General features: G+C 52.3%; 11 protein-coding genes. 5 read left to right on the forward strand and 6 right to left on the reverse strand.

The genetic code is table 11. From position 1 onward, the window contains the following. Positions 1 to 90: 90 nt before the first annotated feature. From AC6R0R_RS11210 to AC6R0R_RS11225, 4 genes are all read right to left on the reverse strand, one after another. A complete protein-coding gene (locus tag AC6R0R_RS11210; protein WP_500626726.1) occupies positions 91 to 1,566 on the reverse strand; it encodes an efflux transporter outer membrane subunit in 1,476 nt (491 codons plus the stop codon). 2 nt (positions 1,567 to 1,568) lie between these two features. Then, positions 1,569 to 4,643, reverse strand: a complete 3,075-nt coding sequence (locus tag AC6R0R_RS11215) for an efflux RND transporter permease subunit (RefSeq protein WP_500626727.1) — start codon at positions 4,641 to 4,643, stop codon at positions 1,569 to 1,571. Between the two features lie 15 nt (positions 4,644 to 4,658). Beyond that, positions 4,659 to 5,744, reverse strand: a complete 1,086-nt coding sequence (locus tag AC6R0R_RS11220) for an efflux RND transporter periplasmic adaptor subunit (RefSeq protein ID WP_500626728.1) — start codon at positions 5,742 to 5,744, stop codon at positions 4,659 to 4,661. 99 nt (positions 5,745 to 5,843) lie between these two features. After that, the gene (locus tag AC6R0R_RS11225; RefSeq protein ID WP_500626729.1) at positions 5,844 to 6,899 is read right to left on the reverse strand and encodes a porin; all 1,056 of its coding nucleotides are present in this window, start codon (positions 6,897 to 6,899) and stop codon (positions 5,844 to 5,846) included. A 330-nt stretch (positions 6,900 to 7,229) separates the two neighbouring features. On the opposite strand from AC6R0R_RS11225, the gene AC6R0R_RS11230 reads away from it, so the two are divergent. After that, the gene (locus tag AC6R0R_RS11230) at positions 7,230 to 8,054 is read left to right on the forward strand and encodes a MipA/OmpV family protein (protein WP_500626730.1); all 825 of its coding nucleotides are present in this window, start codon (positions 7,230 to 7,232) and stop codon (positions 8,052 to 8,054) included. Between the two features lie 50 nt (positions 8,055 to 8,104). Next, positions 8,105 to 8,896 (forward strand): hypothetical protein, encoded by a 792-nt coding sequence (locus AC6R0R_RS11235; RefSeq protein ID WP_500626731.1) that lies wholly within the window; start codon positions 8,105 to 8,107, stop codon positions 8,894 to 8,896. Between the two features lie 9 nt (positions 8,897 to 8,905). Here AC6R0R_RS11235 and AC6R0R_RS11240 read toward each other — a convergent pair whose 3' ends face one another. Then, positions 8,906 to 9,805 (reverse strand): LysR family transcriptional regulator, encoded by a 900-nt coding sequence (locus AC6R0R_RS11240; RefSeq protein ID WP_500626732.1) that lies wholly within the window; start codon positions 9,803 to 9,805, stop codon positions 8,906 to 8,908. 122 nt (positions 9,806 to 9,927) lie between these two features. Here AC6R0R_RS11240 and lldD point away from each other — a divergent pair, with 122 nt between their 5' ends. The 3 genes from lldD (at position 9,928) to AC6R0R_RS11255 (ending at position 14,859) form a co-directional block, all read left to right on the forward strand. Then, positions 9,928 to 11,064, forward strand: coding sequence for an FMN-dependent L-lactate dehydrogenase LldD (lldD, locus tag AC6R0R_RS11245; protein ID WP_500626733.1), 1,137 nt, complete (start codon positions 9,928 to 9,930; stop codon positions 11,062 to 11,064). Positions 11,065 to 11,158: 94 nt separating this feature from the next. Continuing rightward, a complete protein-coding gene (locus AC6R0R_RS11250; protein ID WP_500626734.1) occupies positions 11,159 to 13,993 on the forward strand; it encodes an FAD-binding and (Fe-S)-binding domain-containing protein in 2,835 nt (944 codons plus the stop codon). A gap of 119 nt (positions 13,994 to 14,112) precedes the next feature. Further along, on the forward strand, positions 14,113 to 14,859 hold the full coding sequence (locus AC6R0R_RS11255) for a dienelactone hydrolase family protein (RefSeq protein WP_487902235.1): 747 nt from the start codon (positions 14,113 to 14,115) through the stop codon (positions 14,857 to 14,859). An 84-nt stretch (positions 14,860 to 14,943) separates the two neighbouring features. Here AC6R0R_RS11255 and AC6R0R_RS11260 read toward each other — a convergent pair whose 3' ends face one another. Then, a complete protein-coding gene (locus AC6R0R_RS11260; protein ID WP_500626735.1) occupies positions 14,944 to 16,584 on the reverse strand; it encodes a pectate lyase family protein in 1,641 nt (546 codons plus the stop codon). Positions 16,585 to 16,618 lie beyond the last annotated feature (34 nt).

Below are 16,618 nucleotides of genomic sequence, written 5' to 3' on the forward strand. Positions count from 1 at the left end.
ATTCCTTGGAGAAGAAAGCCTCACTGCTCATGAGGAGGACCAGTACTCATCGAGCAGTAAGACTTTGATTAATGGTTAGGTTTACCCGCGTTATTGCACCGTCCAATCACCGCCGAGCGATTTGTACACCGCCACGGTCGCTTGCGCCGCTTGCAGCTTGGCGGCTACTTGGCGATCTTGCATCACGCGGTGCTGACGCTGGGCGTCCAGCAGCGCAATGTAGTCAATCAGCCCTGCACGATAGAGTGACTTAGCTTTATCCAGCGCCCGATCGGTCGCCTGCATAGCAATGTCAATTTGATCGCGGTTTTGTTGGCTGCGGCCATAGGCAAATAGCGTCGAGTCCACTTCAGCAATCGCACTGTTGACCGTGTGCTCGTAGCGCAGCGCGGCGTTGTTCAAGCGTGATTCCTGAATCTCTACATTCGCTTTGCCGCGTCCGCCATCAAATACGTTCCAGCTCACGCCGGCACTGCCCGCCCAGCCAAAGGAATCACTTTTAAACAGATCATCAAAGCTGCCAGCAGAGACACCCGGGGTGCCAGTAATAAAGAACTTCGGATAGCGATTGGCCATCGCCGCGCCAAGCTCCTCATTGATGGCGGCCATATCACGCTCCGCGATACGAATGTCCGGGCGGCGGGTCAGCAGTTCCGACGGTAAACCAACCGGAATCAAACCTTGCAGCTCAGGCACATCCTGATGCGTCGCTAACTGGGTATCGATTTGAGTCAGCGGCACACCGAGCAAAATCGCCATGCGATGCTTATGTACCTGCTCCGCAATCTCTAACTGCGGAATGATCGCCTGCGTGGCCGCCAGCATGGCTTCGGCTTGCGATTGGTCAAGCGCCGAGCCGTAGCCACTGTTCACCACACTCGTCACCAACTTGAGGGTCTTCTTTTGATCCTCAATGTTCTCAAGCGCTAATTGCTTGCGCTCATGGGCGCCGCGATACTGCAAGTAGTTGTGAATCAGATCCGCGCTGAGCACCAGATTCAACCCTTCACGGTAGATCTCGGCTTGTTCGACACGAATTTTCGCCGCTTCCGATTGCTTATCAATGCGGCCAAACAGATCCAACTCCCATGAGAGATTCGCGCCTAAAGCGAATCCGTCATGTTGATTGTCCATCAAGGTCATTGAACCGAGCCCTGGAGCAATGTTGTCAAGCCCCGGCACGCTTTGACCAAGCGGGTTAAGGATCGGGCCTAGCGCCGAATCGTTCTTACTGAACTGGTAGTTGTAGTACCCTGCACCCACATTGACGGTGGGCACTTTGAACGACTCCACAATGGTTTGGTACGCATTCGCCATTTGGATGCGCTCTGCTGCCGTTTTCAGGTGGATATTTTGCTGCTGCAACTGTGCCACCAATTGATTGAGCGTCTCATCACCGAGGGATTGCCACCACAAATCTTGGGTTGCTTGCTCACTGTGCTCGGCGTTGAGGTAAGTCTCGGCCAAGGTCATACTTGGCGCTTGATAATCGGGGCCGACTGCACAGGCCGAGAGCGATAACGCCATCGCAACAGGCAGCAGTTTGAAAGTAAAACGTGTCATCATGATCATTGCCCTGCTGGTTGGGTATCGAAGTTAAACGCGTCATCGCCGCGCGTCGGTTCGTCTTTGGTGGTGAGCATGTACACCGCAGGCATCACCATCAGTGACAGCACGGTAGCCGCAGCTAGACCGCCGATAATGGTGGCTGCCATTTGGTCAAACAGCAGATCGCTCATCAGCGGAATCATACCTAGCGCCGTGGTCAACGCGCCCATCGATATCGCCATGGTGCGGTTAAGCGTCGCGGTTTTGACCGCATCGGCCAGGCCAAGCCCCGCTTTGCGCTCTAGCTCAATTTGATCCATCAAGACAATGCCGTTTTTGATGATCATGCCGGTCAAGGTGACCGCGCCAATCAGCGCCATAAAGCCAAACGGTTTATCAAACGCCACCAGCGAGAACACCGCTCCCGTTGCAGCCAGTGGAATAGTCGCGAGGATGATGATCGGCTGTTTAAAACCGTTAAACATCGCCACCAAGATGATGATCATGATGATCATTGCCTTAGGCAGTTGCATCAAAATATCGGTCACCGCTTTGTGCTCATCGTAATACTCACCGCCCCACTCCATGGAGTAACCGTCTGGCAGTTCAATTGCTTCAATGCGATCTTTCACCGCGTCACGCACTTGGGCTGGCGTGGCATGACGTGCGACACCCGCTTGCGCTGTGATGGTTTTCACTCGGTCGCGACGCCAAATCATCGACTCCTCTGGGTAGAATTCAAAACCATCCACCACTTGACTAAGCGGCACAGTGTGCAGGCCAAGAATCGATTTCACCGGCAAGGTTTCGAGCGACGCCATCGTGCGCTCTGTCGCGCGAACTTGAATGGGGATCAGTTCGTCGTTGAGGTTCATCATGCCGACCGTCAACCCGTCGGATGCACGTTTCATCGCCAGCGCAATGTCGGCACGGTTAATACCGGCGCGGCGCGCTTTGTCTTGATTGATGACCGGCTTCATCACTTGCGTCTGCTGGCGCCAATCATCACGCACATAACGTGCGTCTGGGTGGCTAGCAAAAATCACCTGAGCCTGCTCAGATAACTCATGCAGCACATTGGCATCTGGCCCTGAGAAGCGCGCTTCGACGGCAAACTTATCAGACGTCGCGAGCTTCAAGGCGCGAAAACGTGGCTGCGCATTCGGAAACTGCTCCGCAAGGTAGCGATCACCACGAGCGACCAGATCTTTAATGCCGTGAAAATCGTGCGTATTAATGAGGATCTGCCCATAAGCCGCATCCAATGGCTCCGGTTCCACCGTCACTGAGAAGCGCGGCACGCTTGCGCCCACCGCCGTTGAAATGCTCTCGACTTCAGGCTGAGCGAGCAGCCATTGCTCAATCTGACGCATATCACTCGAGGTTTGCTCTATTTTCGCGCCATTGGGTAACCAGTAGTCAAGGAAGACAATCTCGCGGTCTGATTGAGGGATAAAGTTTAACCCGACAAACGGCACCATTGATACGGTAACAACAATAGTTGGGATGAGCGTTGATAACGCCTTTTTCGGATTGTCTACAATCCAATAGATAACGCTCTTTAAGCCACTGCTGCCCTTACCGTCTTGTTGACCTTTTTTGCTAGGTTGGATTAACAGCCAACACATTAGCGTGGTAAAGATCATCGCAACCAACCATGAAAGCAGCAACGATGCGGCAATAATATCAAACACTGACTCGGCAAATTCTGCAGCATCCGTCTGCGAAAATACCACGGGGCTTGCGCCCATAATGGCAATAACTGTTGCCCCTAACAAAGGAATCGCCGTCTCTTTGAAAGACTCGATCGCTGCGACAGTGCGGTGTACACCTTTGTTGATTTTCACGATCATCATATCGGTGATCACGATGGCGTTGTCCACCAACATACCGAGCGCCAAAATAAAGGTGCCCAGTGAGACGCGGTGCAAATCAATCTCACGCACGTTCATGTAAATCAAGGTCAGCAGAATGGTCAGGATCAAGCTACCGCCGACAATCGCCGCACTTTTGAATCCCATAAAGACCAGCAACACGATGAAGACAATCGCCACGCTCTCGGCCAAGTTGCCAACGAACTCATCGATCGACTTCTGTACCTCTTCTGGCTGATAAGCGACGGTGGATACACTCACACCCAGAGGCAGTTCAGCATTAAATTGCGCGATCATCTCGGTGATGGTATCTCCAAGCGCGACAACGTTGATGCCATCAACCGGACTCACCGCCAAGGTCACTGCTTGTTCGCCGTTAAAACGGCTTTGAGTGAGTGCCGGCTCTAGATAGCCCATCGTCACATCCGCGACATCGCCCAAGCGAATCAAACCCGTGCTCAGCTCGCTGACGCCGCCTTTGATCACCAAGTTTTGAATGTCATCGATGGATTGAAACTCGCTGCTCTGCTCGACGCGAATACGCTGTGAACCCGCATCAAAACTGCCAGCATCAAAAGTCGTGTTTTGTGCGTTGAGTTGATTCAAAACTTGAGTCACTGACAAGCCATACTGCGCCAAGCGCTCATCGGGCATATCAATGTACACCACGCGCTTTTGCACGCCGTGTAGCTCAATCTTTTTGATACCAGACACAGCTTTCAGTTGGCGCTGCAAGGTCTCGGCGTAGCGACGCAGCTCTTCCGGTTTGGCGTCGTCGCCATGAATGGCGAACAGCATGCCGTAGACTTCTGAAAACTCGTCTTGCACTATGCTGATCTGCGCAGTGGATGGCAGCAGCAATTTGACATCATTGATCTTGTGACGCATCAAGTCCCAAAGCTGAGGTAACGCTTTGGAATTGGTTGACTCGTGTAGATCAACAAACACCATCGAACGCCCCGGAACAGAAATGGAGCGCAGCTTATCCAACGCGCCGATTTCTTGCAGCTTGGTCTCTATGGTGTCGGTGACTTGCTGCTCGACCTCTTCAGCGCTCGCACCAGGATAAAGCGTTACCACCACGGCGGTTTTGACAGTAAAACTGGGATCTTCGAGCTTGCCAAGATCAAAATAGGAAAACAGACCGGCAATCACGCTCAACGCAGTAAAAAACAGCACAAAGGTGCGCTGTCGAATAGCAAATTCGGCTAGATTCATCATGCTTGCATCTCACCCTTAATCTGCTCGAACCAAAACATTCGCCACTTTTTGTCCATCAGACAAATAGTGTGTTCCGCTCACCACCACCTGCTCACCTACCGAGAGTGGTCCGTCAACACATGCCGTATTGGCATTGAGTGAACGAACGGCGACAGCGCGCTTCTCAACCTTCTGGTCACGGATGAGGTGTACGTGCAGTGTGTCTTGCTCGCCCACCAAGGCCGAGTAAGGCAAGCAGTAAGCCGGTACCTGCTGAGCGTTAGTGGTCGACACAACAACAGATTTACCAATAAAGAGTTCGTCACTTGGCTCAGACAGCGCCAATTTGACCGTGTAGGTTTGTTTAATAAGGTGAGGAAACGGTGCTATTTCGGTCACTTTGGCCGCACGCTGAGCCTCGCTGCCGTACCAGCTTAATGTCGCCTCTTGCCCAGTATTGATTGAGTTGATCAAGTTTTCCGGCACATCAATTTCCACTTGTAGCGCGTTAGGGGTTTGCAAGCCAATCACTGCCGCGCCCGGTAGGACTTGCTCAAATTCATCATACGCAATACGGCCCACTAGCCCAGAAAACGGGGCGCGCAACTCGGTGTAACGCAGCGCGTCTTGAGCGCGCTGAATGTTCTTCTCCACCACTTTGACCATCGCCGCCGAACGCTCATACGCACTCATAGCACGATCCAAATTGACACTGGCGATCGCGTCATCGGCGCGCGCTTGCTTAACGCGTTTCAGTTCATTGCTGGCAAGAGCGTGCGCTGACTTAGCTTCCAGCATCTTCGCTTCTAACTCCTCAAGCGCGACTTGGTAGTCATGCTTATCCAGTTTGGCGAGCAATTGGCCTTTTTCAACGAAGTCGCCCTCATCGACCAGCAGCGTCTCTATGGTACCTGCCACGCGAAACGACAGTCCGGCGCTATTTTGCGAGCTAATGATGCCATTAAAGTGCTTGAGTGTTTGCGAGGAAGGGCTTTTAAGCTCGATCACCTGTACGGTGGTTTGCTCTACGGCAGTCGACGGCAGGGTCACCTCGCCTTCACTGCACGCGGTTAAGCCGAGCGCCATCGCCACCAGTAAACTGTTGTGCGTAAACGTATTCATGGGTTGGGGTCCTATTGGTATGTGAGCCACTGGCTCGTGACAATCGGTTGAGATTGAACGCACCGAAGCGGCCAAACCACTTCGGTGCGGGGGATAACGTTAGAAGTCGTAGCGGATACCAAGCGCTAGCTCGTCTTCTTTTTGCCACTTGTATTGCACATCGCTGTCAGACAAGTTGTTGAAGTTGTATGAGATATAGCCACGGAAGTTCGGCTGGAAGTAGTAGGTCGCATCAATCGCGATGTTATCGGCTGCGTCGCTCTTCTCACCGGTGTATTTGTTTTTCTCTTCTAGGTAGTTGTAGGTCGCAGTAAAGACCGCTTTATTCAGTGTGTACGACGCCGCGACTTCATAACCTGACAGATCCGACGCTTGTCTTAGGGTGCGGTTTTTGTCTTCACCATCGACATACGCGGCAGCGAAATAGAAATCTCGGAACGCAACCGAGCCTGCGAGCATAAATTGGTCACGTTCAATCACGTAGCCTTGCTCATCAAATTCATTGCCGTCGGCATAACCTAGGCCAAGGTTGATACCAAGCTCATCGATATCGAACGCGTAGGTGGTCGAAAGTGAGTAGCCATCGGCATCATTGTTGTCGAATTTATTGAGATAGTCACCTGCCGCGTCTTTGTTCACGCGGTCTGCAAAACGGTACGAGCCTTTCACGCCCAAGCCACCAAATTTGCCGGTATAGGTGAGCATGTTATCGGTGCGGTCAGCGATAGCGATTTTGTACGCCGCCGAGTTGCCGTGGTAAGCCATGATGTCGGTAAAGTCGGTGATGACGCCCAGCGCACCTTCGTTCTTACCGTAAGTCACTTCACCAAACAGGGAGCCAAAGCCTGCGTATGCGTAACGGTTGGTGAGGTTATCTGCGTCAGTATCGGTCGCTTGACCTTGCTCATTGGTGGTGAATTCACCTTCGTAGAAGCCGATGCCGTAGAAGCCGTTGGCTAATTCCGCTTTACCTAAGAAGTTAAGACGAATACGTGAGCGATCTTCGAATTCGCCGTCCATGACTGACGCGCGCGCTTCTGCACGTCCGCCCATTTGGATAGAGTTTTTACCGTCATTGTAAATTTCTGAAGCCGACACAGAGGTTGCCGTTAGCGATGCGATGGCCAAAGCCAAAAGTGTTTTGTTGCTGTTCATTCGTAAGCCCTCGAATAATTATTGGTAATTGAACGGTGTGCATAATAATTTTCGATAAGCGTAAAATACATAAAGCCAAATTTATTCAAAATATCTTCAATAGTTATGAATCTGATGAATTCTCGATCAACCCGATCGCTTATCTTGGTATGAAAGCGCCATCATCGCCAATAAGATCACATTTCCTCAGCAGTTCTGCGCTGTTACATCTCCATTCGTTATGCAATGTATAACTGAGCATGCCTGTACGGTGATGAATCAAGATCACTAAAATGGCGCCAACCGCGCGCTCCAAGGCGCTTTTCTTCCTCTTGCAACCAAGACATCTTGATGACTATGACTCTCAGCTCTCCCCCAACGCCCATTGTTCGCTTATGTCTCTACTTGCTGCTTATTACCAGCCTATATTCAAGCCACGTCACGGCGACGCCATATCGATTTCCCGATTTTTTCGGCATTGGTATTGGCAAAACACCGGAATATCACGGCGCCAAAGAGAGCATGACAGGCGCAGTACCCGGCGGACGCTACGCGTTTGAATCGGGAAGGTATATGGAGTGGTATGGGCCTTATGCGGGCATTAAAGTCAACACTGACTCACACTTTGAATATGGTCCCGCCGTGCTGTACAAACTGGGTCGAGAAGAGGTCAAAAATTCGGCGGTGGTTCAGCTCAACGCCATAGAGTCCGGCACCGAGTTGGGGCTGTTTGTCGGCTACAGCGTCGTGAACACCGACTACGCGTTACCGTTTCGCTATCGCGCTGGCGCACTCGCAAGCCATTCCTTTAGCGGTGACACCGACGGCGCCAACATTAACCTCTACAACAGTGTCTGGGTGCCGGTTAACCAAGAAACGTTTGTCGGCGTTGGTACGGGTCTGACTTGGGCCAACGGCGAGTTTATGCGCCACAACTTTTCCGTCAGTGACCAAGAGAGCCAATTGACCGGCATTGCGCCTTTTGCAGCCAGTGGTGGGCTACGTCAATACTACGCCTGGACGGGAGTAGTCCATCGCCTCAATCGCCACTGGGCACTGGGTGCAGGCGCCTATCTGCAGCAACTCACTAACGATGCCAAACACAGCACTATCACCGCTCAACAAGGGGACGATGTACAAGTGACGTACGGGATCGGGTTAGGTTACTTCTTTTAATTGAGGAAGATATTTAATTACGGAACACGTTTGATTAAGGAACAAATAGGATGAAATATACGACATCGACATTGCCTGTCACCCTAGACTCCATCATAGAGATTCGCTCCGTTCGTACCGCCCTGCTGCTACTTGGCAGCGTCCTATTAACAGGATGTAGCTCCAACAGCGCCACCAGCTCTATTTTGACTTCACTGTGGAAAAACGAAGACGCGATCATGGCTGAGCAAGAACGTTATCGCACCTGCATTATCCACGCTGGTGATACCAGCGCTGTCAATCAGCAAGCGCTCGCACTGATGGTCAACACCGCCTTTGAATCCGACTCCAATGAACTGAAGATTGAAGCGCTGCGTGCCTACTCCGCCGGGGTTTCTCATCAATACAAACGCTCGCAAAGCATTCAGCTCTATCGAGATGCCTCCTTTGCGCTGTGCCAAGCATATCAATCCGGCATGCTTAGCGAGCCCAAACAGTTCTCTCAATCGGTCGCGAAACTACTCACTCTGCTCACCCATAACGCGACATTAACGCAAATAGACGATGATCAACACACATTGACCCCGGAAAGTGAACGCACCTTCATGCAGTTGCAAAACGAACTCGCCCTGACACGCGATGAACTCGATAGCTTGATTGCGGAATCGACGACGCATGATGCCTACTTGATGGCGCAGCTCGCGATCACCACTATGGCTTTCCAAAGCCTAGAAAAAGAGTACCCCCATTTTTATGATGCTGAGGTAAAGCAAACGGATAGCCAAATGAGCAGTTACCAAGGGATCATCAGCGATTTGAAATCGGATATTCACCAGCTGAAACAGGCATCGGCGCTCGAATAGAGAGCGGACTCAAAAATAGTGCGAAATCGCCAGATATCGGGTGCGGATATGTTCAATCAACAGCTTGACCTTGTTGGGCGGCTGGCGAGTAAAAGGATAGACGGCGTAAATGCCGAGCAGCTTAGCGACTTGTTCTGGGAAGAGGTCAACCAGCTGACCGCTGCGCAAATCATGGTAAACCAAGCAGCGCGGTACATAGGCAATGCCGTGACCACCGAGCGCCGCTTTGCGCAGAGCAGTGGCGTTATCGGTGGAAAAACTGCCGGAGACTTTAACAAAATAATGGCTCTGCTTGCCCTTGAACTCCCACTCACTGGCGCCCGCGGTTTGATAGGCGTATTGCAGGCAGTTGTGCTGCAACAGATCGCGAGGCTCAATCGGCTTGCCTTGTTTGGCAATATAGGAAGGGGACGCGCACACCACCCACTGCGAGTCTAAAATATGACGCGCGATCAGGCTCGAGTCTTCCAGGTAACCGGTGCGGATCACTAAGTCAAAACCCCCTTCCAGCAAATCGACAAACTTGTTATCCAGTGACATATCGACCGTTAAACCGGGGTGAAGATTGCAAAACTCCGCCACCGCATCAGCCAAGATCAAATCGCCCGAGATGGTCGGCACCGACATGCGAATGTGACCCGATATACTCTCGCCATACCCTGACACCGTATCGAGCGCTTCTTGCGCGGCTTGCTTCACACTTTTCGCACCTTGCGTCAGGGCTTTGCCCGCTTCTGTCAGGGTCAATTTTCGCGTTGTACGATATAAAAGCTGCACGCCGAGATCGTGCTCCAATCTAGCAATTCTTTTGCTAACTACTGAATTTGTGAGGTTATTGTGCTCTGCTACCTTGCTGAAACTGCCCAGTTCCACCACTTGGGAGAAGAGAATAAGATCGTCTGCGCGCATCGTATTATGTCATTTTTGGAATTAATCATTTTCATTATTTCCCTATACCCAGAAAAAGGAAAGCGATAAGTTCACAATTAAGAAACAATTCAATCACAATGTAACGCCGTAAGGACATCGCCATGATCATTTCCGCCCCTACCGACTATCGCGCGGCCGCTCAACGTGCCTTGCCTCCCTTTCTGTTTCACTATATTGATGGCGGCGCAAATCAGGAGCATACACTGCGCCGCAACTGCGAGGATTTACAGGCCATTGCACTTAAGCAGCGGGTACTGCGCAACATGGAAGATCTGTCACTCTCTTGCGATCTGTTTGGCGACACCCTCTCGATGCCTATTGCTCTAGCCCCCGTCGGGCTCACCGGTATGTATGCTCGGCGTGGCGAGGTGCAAGCGGCGCGCGCCGCTGACAACAAAGGCATCCCGTTTACGCTCTCGACGGTGTCTGTCTGCCCAATTGAGGAAGTGGCCCCTGTGATGGCGCGCCCGATGTGGTTTCAACTCTATGTGCTCAAAGATCGCGGGTTTATGAAACACGCTCTTGAAAGGGCCAAAGCGGCCGGCGTCACCACCTTAGTCTTTACCGTCGATATGCCCGTACCCGGCGCTCGATACCGTGATCGACATTCAGGCATGAGCGGTGACTACGCCGCGCTAAAGCGGGTCTGGCAAGCGACGTGTCACCCAAAGTGGGCGTGGGATGTAGGTCTCAACGGTAAGCCGCATGATCTGGGCAATATTTCAGCTTATCGCGGTGAACCGACTCAGTTAGAGGACTACATTGGCTGGTTGGGGGCCAATTTCGATCCCTCCATCAGTTGGAAAGATCTCGAGTGGATTCGTGAATTTTGGCAAGGCCCAATGATTATTAAAGGCATTTTAGATCCTGAGGATGCCAAAGACGCGGTGAAATTTGGCGCCGATGGCATTGTGGTGTCAAACCACGGCGGACGCCAACTCGACGGCGTCCTCTCCAGCGCCAAAGCCCTCCCCGCTATCGCCGACGCCGTCAAAGGTGAGGTGAAGATCATGGTCGATTCGGGCATTCGAAGCGGCCTTGATGTCGTCAGAATGATCGCCCTTGGCGCCGATTGCACCCTGCTCGGTCGCTCATTTATTTATGCCTTGGCCGCGCAAGGTCAAGCCGGGGTTGAACACTTACTGAGCCTGTATGAAAGTGAAATGCGCGTCGCGATGACGCTGACTGGCGCAAAATCACTTGCGGATCTCAATCTCGATGCGCTGAGCCAAATATAATCAGCAAACCGTGCAGCAAGACAGGCACCAAACGACATAATAAAAACAAGTGGTTAGGCCATGATAGCCCCACTCTACACAGCAGGAAGCGGATATGCCCAATACGTTGAACTCTCATCCTTACTCGGCCTTGATTGAGACGCTGAGCCAGCGCCTTGATAAAGATAGACTGATCACCGATGACGCCAAGCGCCTTGCGTATGGCACCGATGCCAGTTTCTATCGCTTGATTCCAAAACTAGTGGTCAAGTTGTCCAACCTCGATGAAGTGATTTGGGTGATCCGCACCTGCCGCGAGTTTGCGGTGCCCTTTACCTTTCGCGCCGCAGGCACCAGCCTTTCAGGCCAAGCGGTGTCGGATTCTGTGTTGATCACCTTGACCGATCACTGGCGCGGCTATGAGATCATCGATAATGGCAAAAAAATCCGCCTGCAACCCGGCGTGATTGGCGCTGACGCCAACCGTTACCTTGCGCCCTATCAACGTAAAATTGGCCCTGATCCCGCCTCATTCAATACCTGTAAAATTGGCGGCATAGCAGCGAATAACGCCAGTGGCATGTGTTGCGGTACAGCGCAAAACTCCTATCGCACCATCGATAGCCTGACTTTGGTTTTAAGCGATGGCACTGTGCTCAATAGCGCCGACCCAGCCAGTGTAGAGACATTTAAACGCCAGCGCCCTGACATCATTGACGGCCTAACCCAACTGGTGGCAAAAACGCGCGCTAACCCCACACTCACCGAACGCATTCGCCACAAATATCGCCTAAAAAACACCACGGGCTACGCCCTCAACGCACTGATCGATTTTGACGACCCGATTGAAGTGCTCGAACATCTGATGATTGGCTCAGAAGGCACCTTAGGCTTTATCGCAGACATTACTTACCACACCGTGGCCGATCACCCGTTCAAAGCCTCGTCGTTACTGGTGTTTGCTGATATCGAAACCGCCAGTCGAGCCGTCACGACTCTCTCCCAATCCCCCGTTGCCGCCGTCGAACTGATGGATGGTCGCGCGCTGAAATCCGTCGCCGATAAACCGGGTATGCCCGACTTTATGTCGACACTGACCACGGATGCCGCCGCGCTGTTGGTTGAAACCCACGCGGAAAGTGCTGATCAGCTCGAGGCGCAATGTGCGCGTGTGATGGCGGCTCTGACCGATTACGCGATTATCGAATCGGTCGATTTTACCCGCGATGCGAACACCGTCGCCACGCTGTGGGGCATTCGAAAAGGCATGTTTCCTGCAGTCGGCGCCGTTCGTGAAGTCGGCACCACCGTTATCATCGAGGATGTCGCTTTTCCCGTTGAGCATTTGGCCCACGGTGTGCGCGATTTGCAGCAACTGTTCGATCGTTACCACTACGATGAGGCGATCATTTTCGGCCATGCGCTGGAAGGCAACCTCCATTTTGTTTTTACCCAAGGGTTTGATAGCCAAGAAGAGATCGCCCGCTATGGCGCGTTTATGGATGAGGTTGCCGAGTTGGTCGCGGTGAAATACCAAGGCTCACTTAAAGCGGAGCACGGCACAGGACGCAATATGGCCCCTTATGTCGAGCTCGAATGGGGCCAGGAAGGCTACCAATTAATGCAGCAAATTAAGCGCTTGTTTGATCCCGAAGGACTGCTCAACCCGGGTGTCATCATCAACGACAACCCCAACGCGCACCTTGAAGATTTGAAGCCGATGCCTGCGGCGGATCCGCTTGTCGATCGTTGCATTGAATGCGGCTTCTGTGAGCCGGTCTGCCCATCGCGCACCTTAACGCTTTCCCCTCGCCAGCGGATTGTGTTGTATCGTGAGATCCAGCACCGCAAACGCCATCAACTGCCTAGCGCGCATGAACTAGAGCAGGTGTTTGAACATCAAGGTTTGGATACGTGCGCCGCCACCGGACTGTGCGCCGATCGCTGCCCGGTAGGCATCAACACGGGTGATCTGGTCAAGCAACTGCGCAGTGCCAAGTATCACTCCTTCACGCCGATTGCACGTTGGACAGCGGATCACTTCGCCACTACGACCACGTTAACCCGCGCCGCGCTGGGCGCAAACCGTGTCGCCTCTGCCCTGCTAGGCCCTAACAATATGGCGGCGGTCATGAGCCAAATTCGCCGAATCACCAAAGGCAAAACGCCACAATGGTTAGCAGAAATTCCCACCGCAAACCGCTACCGCGTCGATAAGGCGATGGAACTCTTGGTCAAATCCGATAAGAAAGTGGTCTATCTGCCCTCATGCGCTTCAAGAACTATGGGCCAGCAAGCGGATAACCCAGACTCGCGCAGCTTGACTCAAGTCACGCTCTCGCTGATCAAAAAAGCAGGCTTTGAAGTGATCATTCCAGACGATCTCGACAGCCTCTGCTGTGGTATGCCCTATGACAGCAAAGGAATGACGGATCTCGCCAAGCAAAAATCCCTTCAACTGGAAAAAACGCTCTACGCCGCCAGTTACCAAGGGGAGTACCCTATTTTGATGGACACTAGCCCGTGCGCGAAGCGTAGCATTGAGCACTTTACCCAGCCGCTGACCATCGTCGAGCCGACGGGCTTCGTTCATCGTTACTTGCTGCCACACTTAACGTTGACGCCCAAACAAGAAACCGTGATGTTACATGTCACCTGTAGCGCAAGACGCATGGGATTGGAAGCCGACATGCTCGCGCTCGCCAAGGCGTGCGCCACCGACGTCGTGCTACCTGAGCACATCGCCTGTTGTGGCTGGGCGGGCGACAAAGGCTTCACCACACCGGAGCTCAACCAAGCAGCACTCGAATCGCTCAAAGGCCAAGTTCCCGATGGATGTCGCCGCGGATTTAGTAACAGTCGCACCTGCGAAATAGGATTGTCCCATCACAGTGGCATCCCGTATCAATCGATTCTGTACTTGGTGGATGAGGTGTCGACGCCGTCCTAATCCTCCCCTATAAAAACATGGCTTCGATTTGCGCTCTTTGTGCGCTGCTTACGTAAGACAAGCGATAACGCATTTTGACTCAATACGTACTAAGCTTGTTGAAACAACGGAGGTGAACAATGAAAAAGAGAATCGGGTTAGGGTTAACGCTACTCAGTAGCGCGCTGATGAGCGTCAATGCGTTGGCAGGCGAAAGTAAAATTTACAATGTAAATGGTAGTGAATACGAGGGCTACTGGTCCAAAGCGGGTGACGATGCCCCGTTAGTCTTACTGGTGCACGACTGGGATGGATTGACCGATTATGAAATGAAACGGGCACAGATGTTGACAGAGCAAGGCTACAACGTCTTCGCTGCGGATTTGTTCGGCAAAGGGATTCGGCCTGAGAAAATTGAAGATCGCCGCCAACACACTGGCGAGCTCTACAAAGACAGAGACAAATTGCGCGCTTTGATGCAAGGCAGTTTGGACTTTGCCGCCAGCTTAGGGGGCGATGTCAGCAACGCGGTGGTCATGGGTTACTGTTTTGGCGGCGCCGCAGTGCTTGAATCGGCGCGTGCAGGCATGCAAGCAAAGGGGTTTGCTACGTTTCACGGCGGCCTATCGACGCCTGAAGGACAATCCTATCAACAAACTAAAGCGCCTATCCTAGTGCTGCATGGTACCGCGGACACGGCCATTACCATGGATCAATTTGCCGCGCTCGCTACCGAGTTAGAAGCGACCCAAGTACCCCATGAAATGATCACCTACAGCGGCGCGCCCCACGCATTCACCGTGTTTGACAGCGACCGCTATCGAAAAGACGCCGACGAAAAATCGTGGCAACGCTTTGGTGAGTTTTTGGCCTCAGTGACACAGTAATAGACGCGCTGTCAAAAACGCAATGAAGAAAAGCAGCCTCCTTCCAGATGGCTGCTTTTTTGTTTGGCGACAACACCGTTTGAGTTATTGACTCAGCTTGCCCGCGCCGACTTTATCTTTCAATGTGTTAAGCAACTCTGCGGGCGCTTTGACATCATAGGCATAGTGTTGGCTTGGGTGCCAGAAACGTGCCTCTTGAGCCGGGTCTAGCGAGATCAAAGGCGCATTGCTTTTACTCTTCTTCGCCTTAGCGTGGGCAACCTCGTTCAACTCAACAGGCTGACCATTCAACAAGTTGTTGCGCGCGAAGTAATAAGAGCTGCACTTTGCTTCGCTCCAACCCGCATTAAGACACTTCTTCTTGTTGCTTTGGCTAGAGCTGTAACCAATCAACTTGTTGACGATGTCTTTTTCTTTGCCGGGAATCACAAACGCATTCTCTTCCACATAGAGTTTACCTGCCGTGCCCACCATCATGGCATCGCCCATCCGATATTTAGGATAAGGAGAGGTGCGGTAATCGAGTTCATATAGGTTGTTGAACACATGAACGCGACCAAAGCGCACGCGCGGCATACGTTGCCCTGTGGTCTCGAAATGGTTGTCATGAAAAGTGACATCCAACACGTCTGGACCATAGCCGGTTTGTGCATTGGCACTGTCAGAACCACCAATCAAGCCGACCTTATCGTGATGCTTGAAGTGGTTGTTCGAGACCGTCACTTTGGTTGACGCGCCAACAATATCGATCAAGGCGTCGTGGTGTTGCACTTTTTGCGTCTTTTCGTTGTATGGCGCGTCCCAAACGGGTGGGAAGCGATCGTCAGTCCGTTCACCATTGCTAAAACTGTTGTGATCAATCCACACCATAGACGCGTTTTCTACTGTGATGTTATCGTACTCAGAGTTCCAACGTCCTCCGCGCAGCGCGCACCCGGTTGGATTGACCTTGTCATCAACAAACGTCTCACTGCAATTTCCTTGACCAAATTCTTTTTTGTCGACTTTAAACGAATCTCTTGGTCCCCACCCTGGGAAATCATCAAACGCATCGGTAAAGCGAAGGTTTCGGATCACGATATTTTGCGCATGATAGTTGTACGGTTTGGCTTGATTCTTTTCTCTGTCATAGCGCAGTTGACCTAATCGCAACTGACCATGCTTAATTTCCGCGTCGGTGCCAACGCCAATCAGTGATGTATTCGAGCCGACACGCAGCACGATATGGTTGTTCTGCTGGCGACTAAAGCATTGACGCAGAGTTTCCAGTTCCCCCGTTAACTCCGGCGGACGACCGTTTACGAGCGATTGTTTGTTCCACTCTTGCGGACGATAGGCCTGATAATAAGCGGCATAGAAATCGTCGTAGCTATCGTAGGGCGAGTCACAACGTGCCATATACTGCTCAGGTGCGATGGGTTGACCTGTCGCATCACTGTTCAAATCAATGGAACCTTTGACGTAAATGATTTTTGCCTGATGAGATGGCTCAACCCACGCACCATCTGCGGCGATGCTTGGTTGACCCTCGTAGAGTGCATCCATCAGCTCTTGACGGTTGGTGACTGTGGTGATTTGTGTCGCGCCGCATCCTCCCGTCACACCGGTCGCCCAGCCTGTTGCGCCAAGAGAGCTTGGCGTCGAATCGGTGTCAGGTGAACACGCTGCCCATGTGGGTAGCGCCAACATGGTACAGGGAAGAATGAAAAGTGAGGCGATTTTCATCGTGTTGTACTCCATAAAAAGCGATAAAAAAAGG

The organism is Vibrio sp. R12-SW3-ISO1, assembly GCF_059834005.1.

Coding starts and splice junctions, on each gene's coding strand:
- AC6R0R_RS11210 (WP_500626726.1), bottom strand. CDS start 1,566: ATGATGACACGTTTTACTTTCAAACTGCTGCCTGTTGCGATGGCGTTA.
- AC6R0R_RS11215 (WP_500626727.1), bottom strand. CDS start 4,643: ATGATGAATCTAGCCGAATTTGCTATTCGACAGCGCACCTTTGTGCTG.
- AC6R0R_RS11220 (WP_500626728.1), bottom strand. CDS start 5,744: ATGAATACGTTTACGCACAACAGTTTACTGGTGGCGATGGCGCTCGGC.
- AC6R0R_RS11225 (WP_500626729.1), bottom strand. CDS start 6,899: ATGAACAGCAACAAAACACTTTTGGCTTTGGCCATCGCATCGCTAACG.
- AC6R0R_RS11230 (WP_500626730.1), top strand. CDS start 7,230: ATGACTATGACTCTCAGCTCTCCCCCAACGCCCATTGTTCGCTTATGT.
- AC6R0R_RS11235 (WP_500626731.1), top strand. CDS start 8,105: ATGAAATATACGACATCGACATTGCCTGTCACCCTAGACTCCATCATA.
- AC6R0R_RS11240 (WP_500626732.1), bottom strand. CDS start 9,805: ATGCGCGCAGACGATCTTATTCTCTTCTCCCAAGTGGTGGAACTGGGC.
- lldD (WP_500626733.1), top strand. CDS start 9,928: ATGATCATTTCCGCCCCTACCGACTATCGCGCGGCCGCTCAACGTGCC.
- AC6R0R_RS11250 (WP_500626734.1), top strand. CDS start 11,159: ATGCCCAATACGTTGAACTCTCATCCTTACTCGGCCTTGATTGAGACG.
- AC6R0R_RS11255 (WP_487902235.1), top strand. CDS start 14,113: ATGAAAAAGAGAATCGGGTTAGGGTTAACGCTACTCAGTAGCGCGCTG.
- AC6R0R_RS11260 (WP_500626735.1), bottom strand. CDS start 16,584: ATGAAAATCGCCTCACTTTTCATTCTTCCCTGTACCATGTTGGCGCTA.